The 24,087-nt window shown below is 70.7% G+C and carries 17 protein-coding genes; 6 read left to right on the plus strand and 11 right to left on the minus strand.

Translation table 11 applies throughout. The annotated features are described in order from the left end of the window. Positions 1 to 22 precede the first annotated feature (22 nt). Genes murJ through ABD732_RS01565 form a run of 3 tightly spaced genes read right to left on the minus strand, consistent with a single transcriptional unit; the run spans position 23 to position 7,168 of the window. Positions 23 to 3,712, minus strand: coding sequence for a murein biosynthesis integral membrane protein MurJ (gene murJ, locus ABD732_RS01555; RefSeq protein ID WP_344779868.1), 3,690 nt, complete (start codon positions 3,710 to 3,712; stop codon positions 23 to 25). Continuing rightward, complete coding sequence (locus ABD732_RS01560) at positions 3,709 to 6,189, minus strand: DUF6049 family protein (protein ID WP_344779870.1); 2,481 nt, start codon at positions 6,187 to 6,189, stop codon at positions 3,709 to 3,711. The genes murJ and ABD732_RS01560 overlap by 4 nt, the downstream gene beginning before the upstream one ends. After that, entirely contained in the window at positions 6,179 to 7,168 is a 990-nt protein-coding gene (locus tag ABD732_RS01565; protein ID WP_344779872.1) for an NUDIX hydrolase, read from the minus strand. The genes ABD732_RS01560 and ABD732_RS01565 overlap by 11 nt, the downstream gene beginning before the upstream one ends. Positions 7,169 to 7,261: 93 nt before the next feature. On the opposite strand from ABD732_RS01565, the gene ABD732_RS01570 reads away from it, so the two are divergent. The 3 genes from ABD732_RS01570 (at position 7,262) to ABD732_RS01580 (ending at position 10,393) form a co-directional block, all read left to right on the plus strand. Then, complete coding sequence (locus ABD732_RS01570; protein ID WP_344779874.1) at positions 7,262 to 8,731, plus strand: CCA tRNA nucleotidyltransferase; 1,470 nt, start codon at positions 7,262 to 7,264, stop codon at positions 8,729 to 8,731. Between the two features lie 10 nt (positions 8,732 to 8,741). Further along, a complete protein-coding gene (locus ABD732_RS01575) occupies positions 8,742 to 9,833 on the plus strand; it encodes an aminotransferase class V-fold PLP-dependent enzyme (protein WP_344779876.1) in 1,092 nt (363 codons plus the stop codon). Between the two features lie 155 nt (positions 9,834 to 9,988). After that, on the plus strand, positions 9,989 to 10,393 hold the full coding sequence (locus ABD732_RS01580; RefSeq protein ID WP_344779878.1) for a lysozyme family protein: 405 nt from the start codon (positions 9,989 to 9,991) through the stop codon (positions 10,391 to 10,393). Positions 10,394 to 10,595: 202 nt separating this feature from the next. Here the strand turns inward: ABD732_RS01580 and ABD732_RS01585 are convergent, their stop codons facing one another. After that, positions 10,596 to 11,897 carry an MFS transporter gene (locus ABD732_RS01585; protein WP_344779880.1) on the minus strand — a complete coding sequence of 434 codons (1,302 nt, stop codon included), beginning with the start codon at positions 11,895 to 11,897 and terminating at the stop codon, positions 10,596 to 10,598. A gap of 73 nt (positions 11,898 to 11,970) precedes the next feature. Between ABD732_RS01585 and ABD732_RS01590 the strand changes: the two genes are divergently transcribed. Then, entirely contained in the window at positions 11,971 to 12,558 is a 588-nt protein-coding gene (locus ABD732_RS01590) for a YqgE/AlgH family protein (RefSeq protein WP_344779882.1), read from the plus strand. A gap of 1 nt (position 12,559) precedes the next feature. Continuing rightward, positions 12,560 to 13,213, plus strand: coding sequence for a DedA family protein (locus tag ABD732_RS01595; protein ID WP_344779884.1), 654 nt, complete (start codon positions 12,560 to 12,562; stop codon positions 13,211 to 13,213). 15 nt (positions 13,214 to 13,228) lie between these two features. On the opposite strand, the gene ABD732_RS01600 is transcribed toward ABD732_RS01595, so the two are convergent. Genes ABD732_RS01600 through ABD732_RS01610 form a run of 3 tightly spaced genes read right to left on the minus strand, consistent with a single transcriptional unit; the run spans position 13,229 to position 15,616 of the window. Then, on the minus strand, positions 13,229 to 14,050 hold the full coding sequence (locus tag ABD732_RS01600; RefSeq protein WP_344779886.1) for an SDR family oxidoreductase: 822 nt from the start codon (positions 14,048 to 14,050) through the stop codon (positions 13,229 to 13,231). 40 nt (positions 14,051 to 14,090) lie between these two features. Next, positions 14,091 to 15,089: a bile acid:sodium symporter family protein gene (locus ABD732_RS01605; protein WP_344779888.1), complete on the minus strand. Its 999-nt coding sequence runs from the start codon at positions 15,087 to 15,089 to the stop codon at positions 14,091 to 14,093. After that, the gene (locus ABD732_RS01610; protein ID WP_344779890.1) at positions 15,089 to 15,616 is read right to left on the minus strand and encodes an SdpI family protein; all 528 of its coding nucleotides are present in this window, start codon (positions 15,614 to 15,616) and stop codon (positions 15,089 to 15,091) included. Before ABD732_RS01610 ends, ABD732_RS01605 begins: the two co-directional genes overlap by 1 nt. A 61-nt stretch (positions 15,617 to 15,677) precedes the next feature. Between ABD732_RS01610 and leuS the strand changes: the two genes are divergently transcribed. Beyond that, positions 15,678 to 18,527, plus strand: coding sequence for a leucine--tRNA ligase (leuS, locus tag ABD732_RS01615; protein WP_344779892.1), 2,850 nt, complete (start codon positions 15,678 to 15,680; stop codon positions 18,525 to 18,527). A 135-nt stretch (positions 18,528 to 18,662) separates the two neighbouring features. On the opposite strand, the gene ABD732_RS01620 is transcribed toward leuS, so the two are convergent. From ABD732_RS01620 to ABD732_RS01635, 4 genes are read right to left on the minus strand one after another with little or no spacing between them, the layout of a single operon-like run. Further along, positions 18,663 to 19,742: a DUF2804 family protein gene (locus tag ABD732_RS01620; protein WP_344779894.1), complete on the minus strand. Its 1,080-nt coding sequence runs from the start codon at positions 19,740 to 19,742 to the stop codon at positions 18,663 to 18,665. Between the two features lie 26 nt (positions 19,743 to 19,768). Then, entirely contained in the window at positions 19,769 to 20,152 is a 384-nt protein-coding gene (locus tag ABD732_RS01625; RefSeq protein ID WP_344779896.1) for a hypothetical protein, read from the minus strand. Beyond that, positions 20,095 to 21,897, minus strand: coding sequence for an FUSC family protein (locus ABD732_RS01630; protein WP_344779898.1), 1,803 nt, complete (start codon positions 21,895 to 21,897; stop codon positions 20,095 to 20,097). The genes ABD732_RS01625 and ABD732_RS01630 overlap by 58 nt, the downstream gene beginning before the upstream one ends. A 13-nt stretch (positions 21,898 to 21,910) precedes the next feature. Continuing rightward, positions 21,911 to 24,040 carry an FUSC family protein gene (locus ABD732_RS01635; RefSeq protein ID WP_344779900.1) on the minus strand — a complete coding sequence of 710 codons (2,130 nt, stop codon included), beginning with the start codon at positions 24,038 to 24,040 and terminating at the stop codon, positions 21,911 to 21,913. Positions 24,041 to 24,087 lie beyond the last annotated feature (47 nt).

The following is a 24,087-nucleotide window of genomic DNA, read 5'->3' on the forward strand; positions in this document are numbered from 1 at the left end:
CTCGATCGGCGGGGTCGGCTCGTCAGCTGCCGCTGAAGGCGATCTTGTCGATGATCGCCTGGTAGCGGCCGTCCTCGGTCTCCGGGAGTTCGGTGATCCACACCAGCAGGTACCGGGTGGTGGCCGGACTGTCGAAGGAGAGCGTCGAATCGGTCTCGCCGACGGTGCCTGAACCGACGATCGACGTGGCGTTCAGATTCGGGGTGGCCTGCTCGGACGTGCGGAACTCCACCTTGATCCCGGGCGTCTGCGTCGTGAAGGTCGCCTCACTGACCGAAGCGCCCGGAGCGAGCTGGAACATCAGCCCCAGTCCCTCCTTGAGCCCGCCGTAGACGCCGGTCCCCCGGTACTGGGAGGTCTGCCACGCCGGGCTGCCGCCGCTGAGCACGTTCCCCACGTTCTGCGCTGCCATCGTGTCCGACTCCCCCTCGGGGTCGAAGATCGACACCTCCTGCGGCACCACCGGGACGGCGGTGGCCGCCGGAGTCTCCGCCGCGGGCGCGCTGGTGGTGGTCTCCGGGAGGAAGGACTCGAGGTCGTTGCCGTCGTCGGAGCCGAAGGTGTCGGTGAGCCATAGGATCAGCGCGACCAGCACGAACAGCACGAACAGGCCGGAGCCGATCAGCAGCGCACTGTTGCGCTTGCCCGCGTCGCCCTCACCGAGGAGCCGCTCCTTGCGGGTCCGGCTGAGCGGGGCCACCGACACCGGGGCCCGCTCGTCGTCAGCGCGGGGAATCACGTCGGTGGCCAGGTCGACGACGGTCGCCTGATCGAGGATGTGCTGCACCGTGCCGGCGGTGCGGATGGCGGTACCGCCCTCGAGGGCGCGCGACGCCACCGCGGAGATCTCGAACGGGATCTCCGGTTTCACCGCCAGCGGCGCGATCGGACGGCCCTTGCGTTCGGGATCGGGGGCCGCCGGCGGCAGACCACCGACCGGGCCGCCCTGGGCCTGGGCAGTGGTCACCTCGTGTCCGGTGGCGGCGTCGAGCGGCCAGCGGCCCAGCAGCAGCGCGTACAACACCGCACCGAGTCCGCGGACGTCGGAGGCGCGGTCGTCGCCGGACAGGACGGCCGGGAAGGCCAGCACCGCATCGCCGTCGACGCTGACGCGGATGCGGTCGGGGTGGTCGATGGACAGCGCCGCACCGGCCCGGTGGGAGGCTTCGGCCGCCGCAGCCAGCGCCCGGACGGCGCGGGCGGCACCGGTGGCCGACGGTCCGGCCTCGGCCACTTCGGCCAGCGACGAGCCCGGCACCCATTCGGTGACGACGATGCCGCCGGAGGCGCCGCGGACCACGTCGAGGACCCGTGCGACGCCCGCGGAGTGCAGCCGGCCCAGCCGGCGGGTGCGGTTCAGGATGGCCTGCGGCCCGTCCGGTTGCTCGTCCCGGTCTTCCGGACGGTACGGCGGCGCCTGCTGCTCCGGGTCGACGAAGGTCAGGCCCACTTCGCGGTTGAGCTGGGTGTCGTGCGCGCGCCAGAACTGCAGTCCCCGGGTCCCGCCGTGCGCCTCGAGCAGGCGGTAGCGACCCCCGGCGATCGCGGCGCCGGGTACCAGGCGTGGGCCGCGCGAGGGCGTGGGCGCCGGGGGTTTCTGCGTCATCGGGGGCGGTCCTGTTCGGGGCGGAGCCGGTGGCTTGCGGTGGGCGGTGCGGGTGGGCATCTGCGACGGCGGCACGGCGGGGTCAGCGCCGATCCGCGGCAGGACGGTGGTCTCCCCGGCAGCACCACCACTGGTGACCGCATACTCGTGCCAGCTGGCCGAACCGCGGTCGAAGCGTCGTCGTACCTCTACCTGACCAGAGTACGGGAGCGCCTCGTCCGGGCTGACCCGCGCGAACTGCACGGTCATGGTGGTCGCCTCGGCGTCCGCGCCGGTCACCGGTGGGTTTCGGCGCGCCACCGCCGGGACGAACCGGCCGACCAGCCGCATCACCGAGGCGCTGATGGTCACCATGTCGGGGATGCGCAGAGCCACCAGGAACAGATAGGTCACGCCCAGAACCACCACGCCGGTGACGCCCAGATACACGATCGAGCCGATCTTGCCGGCGTGGGTGGACATCTGAGAGAAGCCGGTCAGGCGCGAGACGGCCCACACGGCCGCGGTGACCGCCAGGGAGACCGCGACGGTGAGCCACGAGGTGCGGACCACGTGCCGCATCTTGGCGTTGCCGAGCTTGCGGTACAGCAGGTGGTGGCCGACCACGGCGCCGACCAGATAACCGAGTCCGTTGGACAGGGCCAGCCAGCGCACCACCAGTTCCGGGTCGCTGAACAGCACCGGGCCGAGATACGACGAGATCACCTTCACGATGGTGATGCCCAGCACCATGACGGTCGGTGTCCACGCATCCTCGCGGGCGTAGAACACGCGGAGCTGCACCAGCGTCATCGCGTACGGGATCAGTGTGAACGCGCCCCAGGCCAGGACCGAACCCAGCTGTGAGGCGTCGGCAGCCTTGAACTGCCCGAAGTTGAAGACGGCGATACCGAGGGCGGGACCGAAGAAGGTCATGAAGGCCACGGTGGGCACCAGCGCGAGCATGGTCAGGCGGGTGGCCAGCGACATGTCGTCGATCACCGCGCCGGTGTCGTCGGCGGCGGCGTTGCGGGACAGCCGGGGCATGATCGCGGTCAGGATGGTGACGCCCAGCACGCCGTACGGCAACTGGAGCAACTGCCACTGCGTCGCATAGACCGCGATCCCCGAGTCGGTGGCCGAGGCCGCGATCCGGTAGGTGATCACCAGGCCCACCTGGAGGATCAGCACGTAGCCGATGATGGCCACCGCCATGTTGCCGAAGCGCCGGAGGCGGGCGTCGATGCCCCACTCGAGGCGGAGCTTGACCCCGGCCCGCTTCAGGTAGGGCAGCAGGATCGCCGCCTGCACCACCACGCCGATGGTGGTGCCGACGCCCAATACCAGCAGTTTCGGGTCGCTCATGCGGAGCGGGTTGATGGTGATGTCGCCGGGCATCAGGAAGTACAGGACCAGCGTGGCGATCTGCACGATGTTGTTCAGGACCGGGGCCCAGGCTCCCGGTTTGAACACGTTCCGCATGTTCAGGATCGCCATGAACAGCGCGGACAGCCCGTAGAACAGGATCTCCGGCAGCAGGAGGTAGGCCAGCGCCGTGGTCAGCGGCCGATCCACCTTCCCGTCGCCCACGTTCAGCGCGGTCAGCAGCGGTGCGGCGATCAGCGCCAAGACGGTGGCGACGCCGAGCACCACCACGGTCAGCGTGAAGATCCGGTTGATGAAGCCGGCACCGCCGTCCTCGTCCTCGGCTTCGGCGCGGACCAGGACGGGGATGACGATGGCCGTCAGCACCGCGCCGAGAACCACCTCGGCGATCATGTTCGGCAGCACGTACGCGGCCTGGAACGCCGAGGACACCGCCGGGCCGAGCATGGCGAGCACCAGGACGGTGCGCACGAAGCCGGTGATCCGGCTGGTGAGGGTGGCGATCGCGATGGAGCCGCCGGTCCGCATCACCGATGAGTCGGAGTCGTCCACCCCGCCGCGGGCCGCGGCGTTCTCGGCCTCGATCTCGGTGCTGGCCAGCGCGTGCGGTTCGGGTGCGCCGGCGAGCGGCCCGGAGACGCGGCCCGCGGCCGGAGCGGTCTCGTGCCGGCCCGCGTGCGGCGGGTCGTGCCGGGTCGGGTGGGCGCGCGGCGGCTGCGGCCGTTCACGGCGGGAACTCATGGGTCCTTCCGGTCGGCGGGCGGCAAATCGCCGGGGTCTTCACGGGTCAGGTCGAGTCGCTGCTGGTACGGAATGGAGGCGAGCCGGATCTCGTCGGCATCGGGCTCGGGACGGTCCTCGTCGGCCGGATCGGGTTCGCCGGTGAACCGGTGCCAGAGCCGCCGCGCCACCAGCAGCACCAGGAGCACCCCGGCGATGATCGTGATCCAGAACAGAACTTTCCCGTAGGCGTTCGAGTAGATCGACAGCGTGATCGGCTCGCTGAGGGGAACGCCGGTCGAGGTGACCATGGCGATGTTGACGGTGGCCCGCTCGGACGTGGAGGCGTGTGTCGGGATCTGGATCTGCCGGGTGCCCATCGGCGGGATCTCCTGCACGCCGAGCTCACCCACGTTGAGTGCCTCGGGGGCGTCGATGTTCATCTCCACGCGGATCGGCAGGGCCAGGTCGTTGCGGACGATCAGCAGCAGGGGACTTCGCTCGGAGGCGAGGGTGTAGCGGCCGCCGGGATCCAGGAGCGACACCGCCTGCCTCATGTGGTCCAGTGTCGAGGAGACCGCCTCGATCCGCATGGTGCGGAGTCGTCGTGCCTCGTTCAGCGTCTGCGTCTCGGGGGTGGCGATGCCGCGCAGCGCATCCTCGTACAGGGGCGCGACATAGGCCTGAGGTGTGGTGACGGTGTCCGGTGAGCCGACCAGCGAGCTCTTCAGCTGGGAGGTCAGCGCCACATGGGACCGGACCTCGCCGGCTTGCGCGGAACTGATCGGAAATCCCTTGGCCACCAGCGGGTCGGTGTCTCCCGGGGTCACCAGCGGGGCGGTCTCGGTGGCCTCGGGCAGGCTGCCGGCCACGTCGCGCAGCGGGACTTCGCGCGCGGTGCCCGAGGCCAGCAGCAGATCGGCGGCCCCCAGCAGTGCCGCCGAGTCTTCGGCGGTCGGCGACCAATAGGTCGGCGGCATCACGAAGGCGCTGCGACCGGTCACCGGTCCGCGCCGGGCGTCGTCGGAGTCCGGGACGGTGAGCATCGGGAAGGCCAGTGCCGCCAGGGCCGACTGCCGGCGGCTCACCGGCGACTCCCCGCGCAGGTCGGGCTGCTGCCAGCTCGGCATGATCGACGGCACGGCCGGGCGGGTGCCTGCGGCGCCGAGCGCCGCGCTGATGGGGACGTCGTAGGTCTGCAGGCCGACACCGCCGGACCGGTACCGGCCGAGCGCATCAGTGGCGGCCGGTTCCACCGCCGAGGAAGCGATCGCCGCTCCGGTCCGGCCCTGGGAGGTCAGGACGTCGCGGCCGGCGTTCGAGAGGGTGCCGACGGCCGGGATGGTCACGTCGCGCGCGGATTCGATGCCCAGCAGCGCGTCGACGATGTCGGCGGCGCCGGTGACGGCGGTGGTCGACAGCTGCTCGTCGCCGATGGTGCTCAGCGAGTCCAGTCCCGCCTGGGCGAACGGCAGTGCGGTGACGCAGAGCTGTTCGGCGATGGACCGCAACTGGGCGATCCAGGCGCGCGCGTCGGCCTGCCCGGTGCCGGGGACGGTGGCCGACCGGGGGTCGGACGGGTCCTCGCTGACCACGTAGCCCAGCGTCATGCCGTGCACGGTCACCAGCAGATCCGGGTCGACGGCCACGCACAGGCCGTCGCGGAGCCGGGCGTCGGGCCCGTCGGGCTGAGCCACCTTCTCCAGGGCCGTCAGCTGGGCTCCGAGGCGGCCCTCGGGCTTCAGCGATTCGGCCAGCCGGTCACTGATCAGCCGGACGGGTTCGGTCTCGCCCCCGAGGACTCCGGGCGCCAGTTGCGGGGTGGCTGCCAGCGGCCAGATCATGGTCAGCGCCGCCGGGGCGGAGGTGTCGGGCGCTACCGAACCGTCCCGGCCCAGACGCGCATCGCCGGCACCGTAGGCCGGGTCGACGAAGCCGGTCGCTCGCGTGGCGCTGGCCGGCAGGGAGAGCACCGGCAGCAGGCTCCGGGACTCGGCCACCTGCATGAGGCCGCCGGACTCGGGCACCCCGGTGACGCTGACCAGTAACGGATAGACGCCAGTGTCCTCGATCTGCAGACCGCCCGAGCCGCTGATCGGCACTTCGACATCGAACGCGGCGCTCTGGCCCGGGGTGATGGTTTCGGCGACCGATCGCTGCGGTGTCAGCACCGGGAACGCCGACGACGGCGCCATCAGGCTGGTGCGCAGGCCCACGGCGGTGCGCACCTGCGACCCCAGCTGCAAGCGGACCTTCAGAGTGCTGATCGGCCGGTCGAAGGTGTTCGTCACGCGTCCGCGCACCCGGACCACGTCGCCGCCGGCGCTGGTGACGGTCGACGGCGTGAGTTCGGTCAGGGTCAGCCGCGCGTACCCGGGCTCGACCGCGTGAGCGGGTGCGACGACCGACGGCACCGAGGTGAGCCCCAGGATCAGCAGCACGCCGGCCGCCACGGCGGCGAGCAGAGCGGCGCGACGCCGCACGAGGTCAGCCCGCACCGTCGGTACGGCTCCCCGCTCCCCCACGCCGCGGTCGCCGCCGGCGCCGCCGCGGCTTCGCCGGCGGCGGTTCGTTACGGCGCTGGTTGCGGGCAGCAGCGGCTTTCTCATAGTCGTTCGGCTCGGTGCGGCTGGCTTCGGCTTCGGAACGGGCCAGCAGGGCGGGGTCGCTGCAGAGTTCGGCGATCACCGCTTCGGCGGTTCGGGCGAGCCGCCGTTCGTCAGCGTACGTCAGCCGGCGCGGCAACTCGGTCAGCGGCACCCAGGCGACGGCGCTCACTTCGTAGTCCGCATCGCACAGTTCCCCGCCGGTGTAGCGGAGCAGGTAATGGTGCACGGTCTTGTGGATCCGCCGGCCCTCGTTGACGAACCAGTAGTCGATCTTCCCGAGGGGCGCCACGACGGTGCCGGACACCCCGGTCTCTTCGGAGATCTCGCGGATCGCGGTGCGCTCGGCGGTCTCCCCGGTCTCGATGTGGCCCTTGGGCAGCGACCACATCATCCGGCCGCGCCGGTCGATGCGCCCGATCAGGACCGCTTTGAGCTGGTCGAAGGGCTGGTCGAGGTGCGAGAGCACCAGACCGCCGGCCGAGGTCTCGCGCACCGTGCGCAGCCGCGGCGCCTGTGCGGAATCGCTGCTGGACCGGGCGTTGCCGTTCGGTCGCCGCCGGGTCGGCGGCATGGCGGCCGGGGTGCCTGCCTCACGGCGGCGGCGGGCCGCGGCCAGATCCGAAGGTTTGGGACCGGTCGGCGCGCCGTCGGCCTTCGCGGGGTCGTCGTTGGTGCCCTCCCCGGCCGGAGCGGCCTTCTTCGTGCTGCCGCCGGCGCCCTGATTCTGCGGCTGACCACCGCCCTTGCCTCGGCGCCGGCCACGACGACGCCCGCGCCGATTCCGGCGGGGCCGCGGACTTTGCGGGTCACCGGCGGCCGGACCGTCGTTCACGACGTCCGGTCGGCTCACCGGGGACTCAGCAGACACACCCCGACTCTATCCGCTAGTCACCTGCTGTTAGCTCAAGTGACCGCCGTGCGCGCGGAGCCGGCGTCCGGGGCCTCGGTAGGCTGGCATGTCATGACCGACAGTGCGCCCGCGGAGGATGCCGCCGCCGCGGACCGGGCCGAGCGCCGCTCCCGGCTGCTCGCCGCCGCAGCGATCACTCTTCGCGACCTGGGCGACGTGCTCACCCCGCTCGCGCAGCGTTTCGCCGAGGGCGGCCACGAGCTCTATCTGGTGGGCGGCAGCGTCCGGGATGCGGTCCTCGGCCGCCTCGGCAACGACCTCGACTTCACCACCGATGCGCGACCCGAGGTGATCGCGCAGATCCTCGGCGGCTGGGCCGACGCGGTCTGGGACACTGGCATCGAGTTCGGCACGGTCAGCGCGGCCAAAGACGACCACATGATCGAGATCACCACGTATCGGGCCGACGCCTACGACCGCGTCGGCCGGAAGCCGACGGTGACCTTCGGCGACACCCTCGAGGGGGACCTGATCCGGCGGGACTTCCGGGTCAACGCGATGGCGGTGCGGGTGGCTGCGGATGGCAGCCAGGAGTTCTGCGATCCCCTCGACGGGATGAACGACCTGCTGGCCGGTGTCATCGACACACCGGCCGCACCGGAGGACTCGTTCAACGACGATCCGCTGCGCATGCTCCGCGGCATCCGCTTCGTCTCCCAGCTGGGCTTCACGCTGTCGGAGCGCACGCGGGCCGCCACCGAGGAGATGGCCGGGCAGATCGACCGCATCACCGCCGAGCGGATCCAGGCCGAGCTGGACAAGCTGATCTGCGGTGAGCACCCGCTGGAGGCGGTGGACCTGCTGGTGGAGACGGGTCTGGCCGACCGGATCCTCCCGGAGGTCCCGGGCATGAAGCTGACCATCGACGAGCATCACCAGCACAAAGACGTCTACCAGCATTCGCTGACCGTCCTGAAGCAGGCCATCGACCTCGAAGAGGGCGGGCCCGATCCGATTCTGCGCTGGGCGGCGCTACTGCACGACGTCGGCAAGCCGGCCACCCGCAAGCACGAACCCGGCGGCGGCGTCAGCTTCCATCATCACGAGGTGGTCGGCGCCAAGCTGGTCCGCAAGCGCCTGCGCGCCCTCAAGTACCCCAAGGCGACGGTCGACGACGTCTCCCAACTGGTGTTCCTGCATCTGCGGTTTCACGGCTACGGCGAGGGCCGGTGGACCGATTCGGCGGTGCGGCGCTATGTCACCGACGCCGGCCCCCTGCTCGACCGGCTGCACAAGCTGGTGCGTGCGGACTGCACCACGCGGAACCGGCGCCGGGCGCGCCGGCTGCAGGAGACCTACGACGATCTGGAACAGCGGATCGCCGAGCTGCAGGCCGCGGAGGACCTCAGCCGGGTCCGGCCCGACCTGGACGGCAACGCCATCATGGAACTGCTCGGCTTGTCTCCCGGGCCCGAGGTCGGCGAAGCCTGGCGTCACCTCAAGGAGTTGCGCCTGGATTCGGGACCGCTCTCCCGCGAGGACGCCGAGGCGGCCCTACTGCAGTGGTGGGCGCAACGGTAGATTACCGGGTATGTACTGCAGCGACCTCGGGGAAGAGTGGCATGCGGCTCGGATCGAGCCGACCATCGCGCACCTGGACTCCGCTTCGGCGGGCCGGACGTCGCGCGCGGGGATCGAGACCATCACCTCGCATCTGTGGCGGGAGGCCGAGCGCGGTTCGTACGTGGCCGCCGAGGAGCAGGCCGGGGCGCTCGAGGCGGGCCGTCGCGGGCTCGCGTCCCTGATCGGGCACACCGCCGACGAGCTGTCGTACCGGGACAGCGCCCGGACCTGTCTGCGTGCGCTGCTCAACAACTGGAATCTGCCGGTCGCCTCCACCGTCTGGGTGGCGACCAACGAGTTCGGTCCCAACCTCGACGAGTTCGAGCGGCGCGGGCTGGCCGTGCGCACCATGCCCTCGGCGGACGTCTACGGGCACGTCGACGTGGACGCGCTGGAGAACATGCTGCAGTTCGACCAGCCCGCATTCATCCACGTCTGCCAGATCGGCTCGGCCGGCGGTGTGGTGCAGCCGGTGCACGAGATCGTCGACGTGGCCCACTACGCGAACGTTCCCGTCGTGGTCGACATGGCGCAGGCGGTCGGTCAAGTCCCGACGGTGACCGGCGCCGACATCGTCTACGGCACCTCCCGCAAGTGGCTGACCGGACCGCGCGGCGTCGGCTTCATCGCGGTGCGCTCGGACGCCATCCGGCCGGTGCAGATCGACTCGTCGGATGCGTACGTGGCCGGCGCGCTGGGTCTGGGCCAGGCGGTGAGTGAACTCCTGGACATCGGTCAGCAGCGGGTCTTCCGGGAACTCGCGAAGATCGGCCAGATCACCCGGGAACGGCTCTACGGCATCGCCTCGTGGGAGGTCCTCGAACCGATCGAGGAGCCGTCGGCGCTGGTGACGCTGGCGCCGCCGCCTGGCTGGCAGCCCAGTGACGTCGCCGCGGCGCAGCGCCGGCTCCAGGACATTGGCATTCTGGTGACCTGCGCGGACTCGTGGCGGGCACCCCTGGCGACCGAACAGGCGCTGCTGCGGATCTCGCCGCATCTGGACGTGCGCCGTTCCCAGCTCGACGACCTCGCCGGCGCCATCCGCACCATGGGCTACTGACCGACCCGTTCGCCCCTGAGCTTGTCGTTCGTCCCCTGACCGACCCGTTCTCCCCTGAGCTGGTCGTTCGTCCCATGAGCTTGTCGAAGGGCCCCGAGCTCAGACGCCGGCGGCGTGTCGGGGAACCGGCCGTGTCCGCCGAGCGTCCAACTCACATGGATGCCCTCGAGTACTTCTTCGGCACCGGTGACGGGGCGACGTCGACCTGGCACAGTCCGGCCGACCTGGACCTGAACGGCGACGGGGTACTCGATGCGGTCGCCCTCGATTTCGACGGCGACGGCCGGATCGACGATGCGATGTGGGACAGCGACGGCGACGGGGTCGCCGATCGCGCGGTCCTCGACCTGGACGATGACGGAGTCCCCGAGCGATTCTTCCGGGACTCCGGACTGGGGCTGTGGGAGCAGTCGGTCCCGGGCGCCCCGGCCGGGCACCAGAGCACGCCGCCCTCCCCCGGGCGCCTGGAGATCGATGCCGACGGCGACGGTCGCCCCGAGGCGATCCTGGAGGACACCGACGGCGACGGGTACGCGGACCGGGTGGTCGAGCCCGACTGAGCGGCCTCCACGCTGAGGGCGGCCGAACGTGCTGACCCGGCGTGACACCGGCCGTATGGCGACGACAAAGGGAGAATTAATCTCCCTCCGTCGACGCCATAGGGCCTCTGTCGGGCCGGCTTCGACAGCGGTCGACGCCTGCGAACCGTCCCGCGGGCGAAGTCGAAATGCGTAGTGAACTGCGGACGTGGTCGCGCGAGGGTCAGCTGTCGATCAACGGCGGGGCCGGGGTGATCGACCGGCTCGTCCGGATCTTCGGCGGATGCATCAGCCAGACGCCGATCGCGGCGAAGAAGTACAGTCCCGCGCCGAACAGCACCAGGCCGGGCGCGATGCCGTCGAGCGGCAGGAACATGGCCGCGAGGACCATGGCGGCGACGAAAGCGGCGTTGAACAGTCCGTCCTGGACGGCGAACACCTGCCCCCGGTAGGTGTCGGAGACGTCGGCCTGCATGGCCAGGTCGCCGCACAGCTTGATGGTCTGCCCGGCGAGGCCCAGGAGGACGGCGGCGGTGCAGATGGTGGCCCACCCGATCTCGATCAGCGCCAGCTCGGCGGCCAGCGCCACAGTGAGCGCGGTGACGATGGTCCAGCGGCGGCCGACCCGGTGTACCAGGACGGGTGTGGTGAAGGCGGCGACCAGCGCGCCGAGCGCCACGCCGCCGCCGATCACGGCCAGCGCTCCGACGTCGTGTCCGCGGATCGGGCCCAGGTCGGTCGAACGCACGATGAGCAGCAGCATCAGGGTGTTGATGCCGAAGACGAAGCGGTGGACGCCGATCGCGGACAGGACCACTGCGACGGTCCGGGTGGAGGCGGCGGCGCGCAGGCCGTGCCCCAGACCGTGCGCCACCGCGTACAGCGCGTTGTGTCCGGCATCGTCGGGGGTGTCCGGGCCCAGGAAGCGCTTGGCGAAACCGGCGGCGATGGTGGCCGACAGCAGGGCGATCGCCGAGCCGGCCAGCAGGGTGGCCGCCGAGCCCGCATTGTCGGAGCCGAAGATCGCCCGCAGACCCACCGAGATCAGGGACCCGCCGGCCAGCAGAACGGCGCCGAGCGTGGTGAAGAAGGCGTTCATCTCGATCAGCACGTCGCGTTCGGCGACGTGCGGAAGCGCCGCCGACAGCCCGGAGGCGACGAAGCGGCTGCAGCCGGTCACGATCAGCGCCGCCACCAGCACCACCGGCTCCGGGGCGTCGCTGCCCATCGCCAGGGCCACCAGGGCCACGGCGACGGCCCGTAAGACGTTCACCCACACCAGGACTCGCCGTCGGTCCCAGTGATCGAGCAGCGCCCCGGCGAACGGGCCGATCAGCGAGTACGGCAGCAGCAGTACGGCGAAACCCGCCGCGACGGCCATCGGATCGGTGTGCCGGTCCGGATTGAACAAGATGGAGAAGGCCAGGGCGGCCTGGAAGGCGCCGTCGCTGAGCTGGCTCGTCAGCCGGACCAGCAGCAGTCGCCACAGGCCGGGCGAGTGCCGCAGCGATCGGAGGAAACGCACTGATCGAGCCTACCGAGCGAACCTGTGACGGGAGGGAAGAGACGCTGTGGCCCCGCTGTGCCATGATTGATCCGTGGCTGGCGATGACTACCGCGATCCGGCGCAGGTGGGACCCGGTTCCCTGTTGATCGCATCGACCTCGCTGACGGGCCCGACCTTCGCGCGCACGGTGATCTACGTGATCGAGCACGACGAGAACGGAACCCTCGGGGTGGTGCTCAATCGGATGAGCCAGGCCGCGGTGTTCAACATTCTCCCGGAGTGGTCGGAACTGGCCGCCTCTCCCCGCGCCGTCTTCATCGGCGGACCGGTGCAGACCGAGTCGGCGGTGTGCCTGGGCGTGGCCAAGACCGGGATCGACGTGGCCGCCCAGCCCAAGCTGCATCAGGTCCGCGGCCCGGTCTGCATGGTCGACCTGGACGCCGATCCCGGCGATCTGGAACCGGTGCTCAGCGGAGTCCGGATCTTCGCCGGATACGCGGGCTGGGATGCGGGACAACTCGACGACGAACTCGCCGAGGACAGCTGGCTCATCGCGGGAAGCCTGCCGTCGGATCTGCTCGCGCCCGCCACCGTCGACGTGTGGCACGAGGTCCTTCGACGCCAGGAGTGGCCGCTCCCCCTGCTGGCCACCTACCCGGCAGATCCGCGTACCAACTGACATGCACGAGATCTCCGACTGGCTGACTTCCGTGGTCGATCTCGCCCCCGCCTGGGCCGTCTACCTGGTGGTGTTCGGGGTGGTCTACTCCGAGACCGCCATCCTGGTCTGCGGCCTGATCCTGCCCAGCGAGGCGACGCTGATCGCCGCGGGCGTCGCGGCGGCGATCGGGCAGCCGAACATCTACGTCCTCATCGCGGTGGCGTGCACCGCGGCGCTGTGCGGGGACATGACCGGCTTCTACCTCGGTCACCGCACCGGCCCGCGAATTCAGCAGTCGTGGGCCGGACGCAAGTTCGGCGACGACAACTGGGAGCACGCCGAGGAGCGGGTCCGGCACAACAGCTACCTGACCGTTCCGGTCGGGCGGTGGATCGGTTACGTCCGCACCCTGGTGCCCATCGCCGCCGGACTGTCCGACGTCCCGGCCCGGCGCTATGCGATCGCGACGGTCATCGGCGGATCTACGTGGGCCACGTGCGTGCTGTTGCTGGCGTACCTGCTGGGCGCCACGGCCGGGGTTCAACTGATGGGTGTCCTGGTGATCGGACTCGTGGTCGGCGGGGTGCTGGTGGTGCTGGTGCGCTGGCTGCGTCACCGGGTGAAGATGCGCCGGGAGGCGGCAGTGCTCACCGCGAGCGACGAGACCGTCTGATCCCCTGCCACTCGGTCAGTTCAGAGCGTCCTTCTCGTACTCGCTGCGGTCGGCGCCGGCGGCCGCAGCCACCTGATCGGGGACGGCCTGGCGCAGCAGCAGGTCGCGCACTCGCTGCGGCAGCACCCCGGCGAAAGCCACCAGCGGGCCGATGTACGCCGGGATGGTGGTGATGAACCGCGGTTTGGCGATCACCCGAATCACGGCGGCGGCGACGTCGTCGGGGCTGAGGAGCTTCGCGGCACCGGTGTCGGTGCCGGCCGCCAGGGCGGTGTCGACCACGCCCGGCATGATCGCCGAGATCTGCACACCGCTCCCCCGCAGTTCCTCGCGGACGCCCGTCAGGTAGCCGAGCACGGCGTGTTTGCTGGCGGCATAGGTCGACTCACCGGGGGGTGCCAGTTTCGACGCCGCCGACGCGATGGTGACGATGTGGCCCTTGCCGCGCTCGCGCATGCCCGGTGCCACCAGCCGCACGCCGCGGATCACCCCGAGCACATTGACCGCGAACATCGCCTCGGTGGCCTTCTCCGGCTCGGCGTCGAACGGCCCGACCCACATCACGCCGGCGTTGTTCACCAGCACGTCGATCGGACCCAGGTCGGCGGTGACGGCGTCGAGGAAGGCGGTGTAGGCGGCTTCGTCGGTGACGTCGAGCCGGTAGCCGCGGGCTCGGCCCCCGAGTTCGGTGGCGGCGCGTTCGGCGCCGGCGCGGTCCCGGTCACCGATCGCCACGTGCGCGCCGGCCGCCGCCGCCTGTCCGGCGATCTGGCGGCCGATTCCTGCGGCGCCGCCGGTGACGGCCACCACGAGTCCGTTGAGCTTGCGTCCGGTCATGTCTCCAGCCTGGCACACCGGGTCCCGGGCCGATAGAGGCTCATGGGGCGGCGGCGACGTCCTCGTCGTCGGCCTGCCGCCCGTACCGGGTCGCCAGCCACGAGCAGAGGATCAGCTGCACCTGGTGGAAGATCATCAGCGGCAGCACGATCAGGCCCACCTGGGAGCCGGCGAACAGCACGGTCGCCATCGGCAGACCGGTGGCCAGAGACTTCTTGGTGCCGCAGAACTGGATGGCGACGGTGTCCGCGCGATCGAAGCCCATCCGTTTGGGCAGCCAGCCGGACAGGACCAGCATCACGATCACCAGCGCCGTGGCGATGATCGTCATCAGCACCACCTGCCAGGCGCTGACCAGGGACCACAGGCCGTCGCGCACGCCCTCGCTGAAGGCGACGAAGACCACCAGGACGATCGAACCGCGATCGACGTACTTGGTCGGCTCGGCGTACCGCTGCAGCAGCGGCGCCACCCACGGCCGTGCCAGCTGGCCCACGATGAACGGCAGCAGGATCTGCAGCATGATCTTGGTGACCGCCGTGGCGTCCACATGGACGCCGGAGTCGGTGCTCATCAGCCACACCGCCAGCAGCGGGGTCAGGACGACGCCGAGCAGGTTCGAGACCGAGGCGCTGACGATCGCGCCGGGGACGTTGCCGCGGGCGATGGAGGTGAAGGCGATCGACGACTGCACGGTGGACGGCACCAGCGTCAGGTACAGGATGCCGGCCGACAGGTCCTGGCCGATTACGTGCGACAGCAGCGGCGCCAGGACCACGCCCACGATCGGGAACAGCACGAAGGTGAACGCCAGGATCGTCAGGTGCAGGCGCCAGTGGGTCAGCCCGCGCAACGCCTCGCGCGGGTGCAGCCGCGTGCCGTACAGGAAGAACAGCAGGGCGATGGCCGCGATGACGACGTAGTCGAGGACCTCGGCGAAGGCGCCGCGCGCCGGGAAGAAGGCGGCGACGACCACTGCGAGCATGATGGAGAGGACGAAGCCGTCGATCGGCGACTTCGACAGGAGTCTGCCGAACATCAGTGACCGGGGCCGCTTCCCGCCGCGGACTCCGGCAGGCACATCCCGGCCAGGGCGCACGAGCCGCAGCTGGACTGACCGCAGTCGGCGGCCGGATCGGTACTGCTCTCCCCCGCGCAGCCGGCCGCGGGCTCGGTGGCGGCGGTGTCACCGCCGGAACAGCAGCCGCTGGTGCAGCCGCTCTCCGGTACGGCGACGCTCTCCGCGGCGCGCACGGCCACACCGCTGACCACCGATACCGCCAGCAGGCCGATGAGCAGGCCGCCGAGGGCGTACAGGAAGCCCCACGGGTTCATCAGGGACAGCAGGCCGCCGAGGGTCAGTGCGACCGCGCCGCCGAGGAACCCGGGGGCGGCGACGCGGTGCGCCAGAACCCACGCTTCTTCAGTGGCGATGGTCTCGGTGGTGCGGACGCCGACCCAGCGATTGCCCGGAAACCTCCCGAGCAGGCCGGTCACGCCCACCGCAGCCCACAGCGCGGCGATTGCGAAGACGACGATCGCGGCGATCATGGAGACGACATACACGCCCCAACTGTACGACCGAGGCGCTTCGCACGCGGCATCGGTGACGATTTACCCTGGTCGGGTGAGCATCGCCGACAGCACCCCAGGTCACCGTTACACCGCGCAGACCGCCGGTGACATCGAATCGCGCTGGCAGGAGTACTGGACCGCCAAGCAGACCTTCGCCGCGCCGAACCCCGTCGGGCCCCTCGCCGGGGACTTCTCGGAGTTCTCCGGCACCGATCCGCAGGCGCCCGACAAGCTCTTCGTTCAGGACATGTTCCCCTACCCCTCGGGCGCCGGCCTGCACGTCGGCCACCCGCTGGGCTTCATCGCCTCGGACGTCTACGCGCGCTTCCAGCGGATGATCGGGCGCAACGTGCTGCACACGATGGGTTTCGACTCGTTCGGCCTGCCCGCCGAGCAGTACGCGGTGCAGACCGGCACGCACCCGCGCACCACCACCGAGGCGAACATCGAGCGCTATCTGCAGCAGATCCGCCGTCTCGGTCTGGGCCACGACGAGCGGCGCCGGGTGGCCACCACCGATCCCGACTTCTACCGCTGGACGCAGTGGATCTTTCTGCAGATCTACAACTCCTGGTTCGACCCCGAGCAGGGCAAGGCCCGCCGCATCGCCGAGCTGATCGCCGAATTCGATTCCGGGGCAAGGGCTCTGGACGACGGCCGGGTCTGGTCGGAACTCGACGAGACCGGCCGACGGGAGGTCCTCGACTCCCACCGGCTGGTGTACTTGAGCGACTCGCTGGTCAACTGGTGCCCCGGGCTCGGGACCGTGCTGGCCAACGAAGAGGTGACCGCCGACGGCCGCAGCGAGCGCGGGAACTTCCCGGTCTATCGCAAGAATCTGCGTCAGTGGATGATGCGGATCACCGCGTACTCCGATCGCCTGCTCGACGATCTGGAGCTGCTGGACTGGCCGGAGAAGGTCAAGACGATGCAGCGCAACTGGATCGGACGTTCGCGCGGCGCGCAGGTGCAGTTCCCCGTCCCGGGCACCGAGGCCTCCATCGAGGTCTTCACCACCCGCCCGGACACTCTCTTCGGGGCGAGCTACATGGTGCTGGCCCCCGAGCATCCGCTGGTCGATCAGCTGGTCGCGCAGTCGTGGCCGGACGGCACCGACGAGCGCTGGACCGGCGGCGCCGACGACCCGAAGGCCGCCGTCGCCGCGTATCGCGCGTCGATCGCCGCCAAGAGCGATCTGGAGCGGCAGGAGAACAAGGACAAGACCGGTGTCTTCACCGGCGGCTACGCCACCAACCCGGTCAACGGCGAACAGCTCCCCGTCTTCATCGCCGACTACGTCCTGATCGGTTACGGCACCGGCGCCATCATGGCCGTGCCGGCGCACGACGAGCGCGACTACGACTTCGCCACCGCCTTCGGGCTGCCCATCCGCGAGGTGATCGGCAGCGCGGAAGGGATCGCCGAGGTCGCCTTCACCGGCGACGGACCGCTGGTCAACTCGGGTTTCCTGGACGGCATGGCGGTCGGCGAGGCCAAGGCCGCGATGATCGAGCGTCTGGAGGCAGACGGTGCCGGTGTGGGCACCGTCCAGTACAAGCTGCGCGACTGGCTGTTCGCGCGCCAGCGGTACTGGGGCGAGCCCTTCCCCATCGTCTACGACGAGCACGGCGCACCGGTCGCGTTGCCGGAGACGATGCTGCCGGTCGAGCTGCCCGAGGTGGCCGATTACGCGCCGGTGGCCTTCGACCCCGAGGACGCCGACAGCCGGCCCTCTCCCCCGCTGGCCAAGGCGACCGAGTGGGTGACGGTGGACCTGGACCTGGGAGACGGCCTGCAGACCTACACCCGCGACACCAACGTGATGCCGCAGTGGGCCGGCAGCTCCTGGTACCAGCTGCGCTACATCGATCCCACCAACCAGGAAACCCTGTGCGCCAAGGAGAACGAGGCCTACTGGATGGGCCCGCGGCCGGCGCTGCACGGGCCGGACGATCCCGGTGGCCTGGACCTGTACATCGGCGGCGTGGAGCACGCGGTGCTGCATCTGCTGTACTCGCGGTTCTGGCACAAGGTGCTGTTCGACCTCGGTTACGTCACCAGCGCCGAGCCGTACCGAAGGCTGTTCAACCAGGGCATGATCCAGGCGTACGCCTACACCGACGAGCGCGGCGTGTACGTGCCGGCCGACGAGGTGAGCGAGCGCGACGGGAAGTACTTCCACGGCGATCAGGAGGTCAGCCAGGAGTACGGAAAGATGGGCAAGTCCCTCAAGAACTCCGTTGCGCCCGACGACATCTGCCGCGATTACGGCGCCGACACGCTGCGCGTCTACGAGATGGCGATGGGGCCGCTGGACCAGTCCCGCCCGTGGGCCACCAAGGACGTGGTGGGTGCGCAGCGCTTCCTGCAGCGCGTGTGGCGCCTGGTGGTGGACGAGGAGACCGGCGGGGTTCGGGTCGCCGATGTCGCGGCGCCCGAGGAGACGCTGCGGGTGCTCCACAAGACCATCGTCGGCACGCGCGAGGACTTCGACGCACTGCGGATGAACACCGCGGGTGCCAAGCTGATCGAGCTGACCAATCACCTCACCAAGAACTACCCCGACGGCGCACCCCGGGAGGCCGTCGAGCAGCTGGTGCTGATGCTCGCTCCCCTGGCTCCGCATCTCGCCGAGGAACTCTGGAACCGGTTGGGGCACAACGCGTCTCTCGCTCGCGGACCGTTCCCGGAGGCCGATGAGAGGTACCTTGTGGAGGACGTGGTCGAGGTGCCGGTGCAGGTGAAGGGCAAGGTGCGCAGCCGCATCCAGGTGGCCGCCGACGCCGACGAGGCCACCGTGGTGGCCGCGGCCCTCGCCGACGAGAAGATCGCCGCCCTGCTCGACGGCGAGCCCCGGAAGGTGATCTACGTCCCCGGCCGGATGGTCAATGTCGTCCCCTGAGCCGCCTTCGCCGGTCCAGCGCAGTCGAGACACGTTGTGCTGCAATGGATCTCGACTCCGCTCGATCAGCGAGGGTGCGATGGATCTCGACTCGGCTGGATCAGCTGGGGGCGATTCCGCTCGATACCGGAAACGTCAGATGGTGATTCGCTTCTGCTCGCCGACGCCGAACATGCCGTCGACGTTCATGGAGGCGCCTTCGGCTTCGATGGCTCCCTCGTACCAGCCGTAGGGGGCGTAGTACTCGGCGAACGACTTGCGCGGTCCGACGTGCATCGTCGACCGGACGGTGGGGGTGAAGGTGACGTCCACGGCGCCGGAGGCGTCGCGGATCAGCCACTTGCCCCAGGGGCCCTGCGGGCGTTCCACGGTGACCGGCGGCAGCCGGTGGACCCGGTTGCCGATCCAGAGGGCGTTCTCGTTGAACTGGGCCGGGTCCAGGACCTGATTGGCGGTGAGGTTGAAGCCCTCCACCGTGCCTGCCCCGCCGGAGCCCGTGGGGTCGGAGCACCGGATGCCGGTGACCCAGTCGTAGCGCATGGGGCGGGGATAGTCGCCGTGGTGGTCGTCGATGATCAGGTGCCCGCGGTCCGGCGTGAATCCGACCTGCTCGCCGCCGATCACCAGGCTGCCCGACATCGGCATCATCACCTTGTGCGAGTACAGCGCGCGGTCGGCACTGAACGGGTGCACCACCACCAGATGGCCGGCGTCCTCGGGACCGCAGTAGCCGGTCACGTGCAGGCCCATCGACGGGTGGTTGCGCCGACCGGGGTGATGGGCGTCCACGGCCACCCGGCCGCGGTCGAGATGGTTGCCGATCTCCACCCGGAAGTCGGCGACGCGGCCGCGCGAGGACGAGCCGAGGAGCCCACGCGCCACCGACAGGGTCGGCGCCGGCATCTTGGTCTCCCAGCGTGTGATGGTCGCCTCGTGCTTGTTCACCGCGAGCACCTGAATCAGCCCGACGGTCTTCGCGTTGTAGACCGCACCGAGAACGAACCAGTCGTCGTCGCCCAGCTGGAAGGCCTCCCACTCTTTGAGCCGCAGGTTGCGGTTCACCCGGCGCAGGGGGCGCCGCCGCGTGCCGGCGCCGGCGTCGAGGGGGTTGATGATCGGGATGGGGCCGTCGTAGGTGCCGAACTGGTAGCTGCCGTCGACGACGAGCGCCGCGGGCGGGGCGACGGGCGACGGGGGATAAGCGGGTGTGGACATCGACTACGAACCTAGCCTGCCGGGGATCAGGCGTCGCGCCGTACCTGCGCGGCACGCAGCAGAACCCAGTTGAGGCGGGACAGCATGATCACCGCGCCCGCCTGTGGGGAGCGCGGGTCGGACGGGGAGTCCGCGAACAGGCCGAGCACGACGGTCTGGTTCACCTGGACCGGCTCGCGTGCGCCGTCGCAGACTGCGGCCCGGGCCAGCGCGGCCGAGGCCAGGACGTGATCGACGGCGGCCTCGAACCGGGACGCCAGGGCGGCGGCGTCGGGGGAGTCCGTGGCCGGCTGCGCGGTCGCGCTGATCGCGATCTTGGCGAGCCGGTCTGCGTACCGCGTCGAGGCGCCCATCAGGTGTTCCAGCCGGGCGTACAGCGTGCGTCTGCCGGCGAGCAGGCTGATCGACATGGCCTCGAGCGTCCCCGACACGTCGGCGTTCGCCGTATCCAGCCGCCGCACACCTCATCGAGCAGCTGCCGGCCGGCTCCCGTGCCGGTCAGCGCGGCACGGATGTCTTCGAGCAACGCATCGAGGACGTCGAAGTAATGGTTCACCCCGGCACGCAGCGCCGGTCGGGAACTGGTGGAGAACACCAGGTAGGCGCAGATCACGCCGATCGCGGCGCCGGCCACCGTCTCGGCCAGACGCAACTCGAGGATGTGCCGGTCGAGTACGCCGAGCAGACCGTACATGGCGGTCAGGACGACGGTCATGAAGAACGCCTGGACCGCGTACAGCAGAGGGCCGAAGTAGAGGGTGCAGAAGACGGCGCCCACACACATCACGATCAGTCCTGGGACGTTCCCGTCCAGCAGGAGTGCCAGCGCGAATCCGACCGTCACACCGGCAAAAGTGCCGAGGACGCGGTGCGATGCGCGGGTCAGGATGGCGCCGCGGGTGGTGGTGCCGACGAAGACGATGAAGGCCGTCAGCACCGCCCAGTACCAGCGGTCGGCCGAGATCGCCTCGCCGACGATGGTGGCCAGGCCGGTGGCCACCATCACCTGGACGGCCATGCGGGTGGTGGCCGCCCAGCGCTTCCAGGGCTGCCACCACGGCGGAACCGGTGCGCCCGGCGTAGCGGGCCCCGGGGCGGGGCCGGGATCGGCGGGCCGTTCCGGCTCGGGCAGCGGGTGACGCAGATCGACCTCGCGGAGTCGCGCCTGCGCGATCACCGCGCGGTCGGTGATCGCCGCGGCGGCCTGGGCGGGCGTGGCGGACCGGCGTGCACTCAGGCGCGCAGCCGCCCGCTCGGCGGTGGCACGCACCGCGTCCGGCGGGGTGCGCGAGGCCAGGACCGACCCCAGGTCGGCCACCGGCTCGGCGACCAGTCGGGTCAGGTCCGGGTCGCCGTCGCGCAGCCGCTCGGCGATCTCCAGGCAGGCGTGGTCGGTGTCGATGCGGGCGTCGAGGACGCGGGTGGCGAAGGTGGTGGCGTCGCAGTCGATCACATGCCCGGTGGAGAACTGGGTCTGCCAGGCGTTGATCGATCGGGAGACGGTGTCCACCCGCGCCAGGCGGGTGTGCAGCGTCTTGGACAGGTCGTCGCCGGGTGCCGTCGCGATCGCTGCGGCGAGCGCACCGGATCCGGCGCCGCGGAGCTCGGCGAGCAGGACGGCGATCCGCCGCTGCGGGTGGGGCCGCGCCGTCGCCAGGCGGACCAGCAGAACCGACCCCACCGCACATACTGCGACCAGGCAGAACTCCGGGAGCTGGTCCAGTGAGGGCCGCAGGAACAGGGCGAAGAAGTAGGCGAAGAAGGCCATCGCGCCCACGGCCCAGGCGCGCGGCCCGAACCGCCGTAGCCAGGTGGCCGTGCCGCCGACACCGACGAAGACCACGATCTCCAGCCAGTGCCACCGCGCCAGCAGGGTGGCGACGCAGAGACCGGTCACGATTGGAACGGCCAGCAGGGCGGTGGACACCACGCGGTCGCGGTCCACCGGATCCTTGACCACCAGTCCCATCTGCAGGGCGAGGAACGCCCCCATGGCGAGGAGTGCGTGGTCGGCGTGCGCGAAGGTCACCAGCAGCCACGCGATCACGGTGCTGATCAGCACTGCGATCGCCACCGTGCAGGCGTTGATCAGCCGGAGCCGGCCGGGGTCGGTGGCGACCAGGACGCGGCGCCAGAACGGGACGTGATGCTGCACGGTGCTCAGGTCCTCAGCTCCGGTCCCGGAGCGCGGCGGCGCGCAGGAGCGCCCCGTCGACCCGGGACAGCATCAGCATCACCTGGGCCGCCGCCGATTTCGGTGGGAGGCCGATCTTCTCGATCTGGTCGATGATCACCGTGCTGTCGGGGTCGATGCCGGGGCGGGCGCGGTCGACCAGGGCGGCCCGCGCCTGTTCGGCGTCGGCGTCCACCTGCGCCACGGCGGTGTCGAAGGCGCCGGCCGCGGGGCCGGCCAGCTCTCCGGTCGCCTGCGGCCCGGTCACGGACAGTGCCGCCTTGGCGGCGCGTTCGGCCGAATGGGTGGTGATGTTCAGCAGGTACTTGAGTTCGGTCGTGCGCGACCAGCGGCCGTTGGCGAAGGTCATCGCCATGCTGGAGGTGGCCGTGACCAGATCGGCCTGCGCGGCGTCGAGCCGGGTGGTGGCGGTCAGGAGGTCCGGCGCGGGCCCGGTCGTCGTGAACGCCACGCCGATGCGCTTCACCAGCGTGCGCAGCGCCTCCAGGTAGCCGGTGATCGCGGAGTTCAGCGCCGGTCGTGAGCTGGCCGAGAACAGCAGGTAGGCGCAGGCCACGCCGACCGCGGCGCCGGCCGCCGTCTCCTCGAGACGGATGGTGAGCAACTGCGGATTCAGGACGCCGAGCAGCCCGTACATCGCGACCACCAGCAGCGTGCTGAAGAAGGCGCCGGCGAACTGCTTCAGCGGCCCGAAGTAGAGGGTGCCGAAGACGCTGACCACGGCCAACGCGACGTGCCAGGGGGAAGGCCCGTCGATCAGGAAGCCGACCACCAGGCCCACCACGATGCCGCCGAGCGTGCCGACCACCCGGTGCGAGGCGCGGGTGAGGACCGCGCCGCGGGTGGTGCTGCCGACGAAGATGAGGAACGCGGCCATCACCGCCCAGTACCAGCGGGAGGCGTTGATGAGTTCGCCGACCACGGCGGCCGTGCCGGCGGCCACCATCGCTTGCAGGGCCAGTCGCTCGGTCATCGGCCACGTCCGCCACCACCACCAGTGCACCGCGGGCCGGTCGGCCGCCACGGGCGCGGGGTGAGCGGGCGGGGCGGGCGTGACCGCCGGGGGTGCCGTCCGTAGTGGACGGGTCAGGTCCACCTCGCGCAGCGCGCGATTGGCCAGGGTCGCGCGGGCCAGCAGGATCGCGGTGAGCCCGAGCGGGGTGTCGTCGTCGCCGGTATCGATCAGCCGCTGGGCGCGCACGGTCGCCGCCTCGATGTCCGCGGCCGTCGAATGCGGACTGAGCAGGATGTCCAGATCGGCGAGAGGGTCGGCCAGCGCCGCCCGGACGTTGTCCGGGTGGTCGTCGCGCACCAGGGCGGCCACCTCCAAGGCGGCGTGCTCGACGTCGATCCGGGCGTCCAGGGTGCGGGTGATCAGGTCTTCTGCGGTGCAGTCGATGGTCTGGGCGGTGGGGAAGTGGTGCTGCCAGCGGTTGACGGCCTGGGCGACGTCGTCCAGGCGCCGGATCTGCGTGTCGAGCGCCGGCGAGCGCTCCGATTCCGGGGCCACGGCGACGGCCAGGGCCACGGTGGCCCGGCCCGTGGCGCGCAGCTCGGCCAGCAGAAGTGACAGCTGGTGCGCGGGCCGCTCGTGCGTGAGGGCCAGGCGGACCAGGACGGACGCGCCCCAGACGCAGGCGAAGATCAGCAGGAACCCGGGGAGTTCGGCCAGCGGCGGTCGCAGGAACAGGGCGAAGAAGTACGCCAGGAAGGCGATGGTGCCGAGTTCCCCGGCGCGCGGGCCGAAGCGCCGCGCCCAGGTGGCGCCGCCGGCCAGGACGATGAAGACGGCGATCTCCACGTACCGCCAGTGGTCCAGGAGGATGGCCACGGTCGGAGCGGCGATCAGGGGAATCAGCGACAGCGCGGTGGTGACGAGGCGATCGTGGGCGGTGGGGCCCTTGATGGAGGTGGAAACCTGCACGGTCCCCAGGATTCCGACCACCAGGAAGCCGCGGTCGCTGATGTCGTACCGCACGATCAGCCACGATGCGAGGGCGGCGAGCAGTACGGCGACCGACACCGCGATCGAGTTGGTGAGCCGTGCCCGGCCAGGATCGGTGCCGGCCAGCCGCCGGAGCCGGAGCGGGACGTGGAGCTGCACGATTCCCAGTCTGTCAAGAGCCGGCGGGAGGCGCGCCTTGGCATCGA

Origin of the sequence: Gordonia caeni, from assembly GCF_039537105.1 — a bacterium.
GTDB lineage: Bacteria > Actinomycetota > Actinomycetes > Mycobacteriales > Mycobacteriaceae > Gordonia > Gordonia caeni.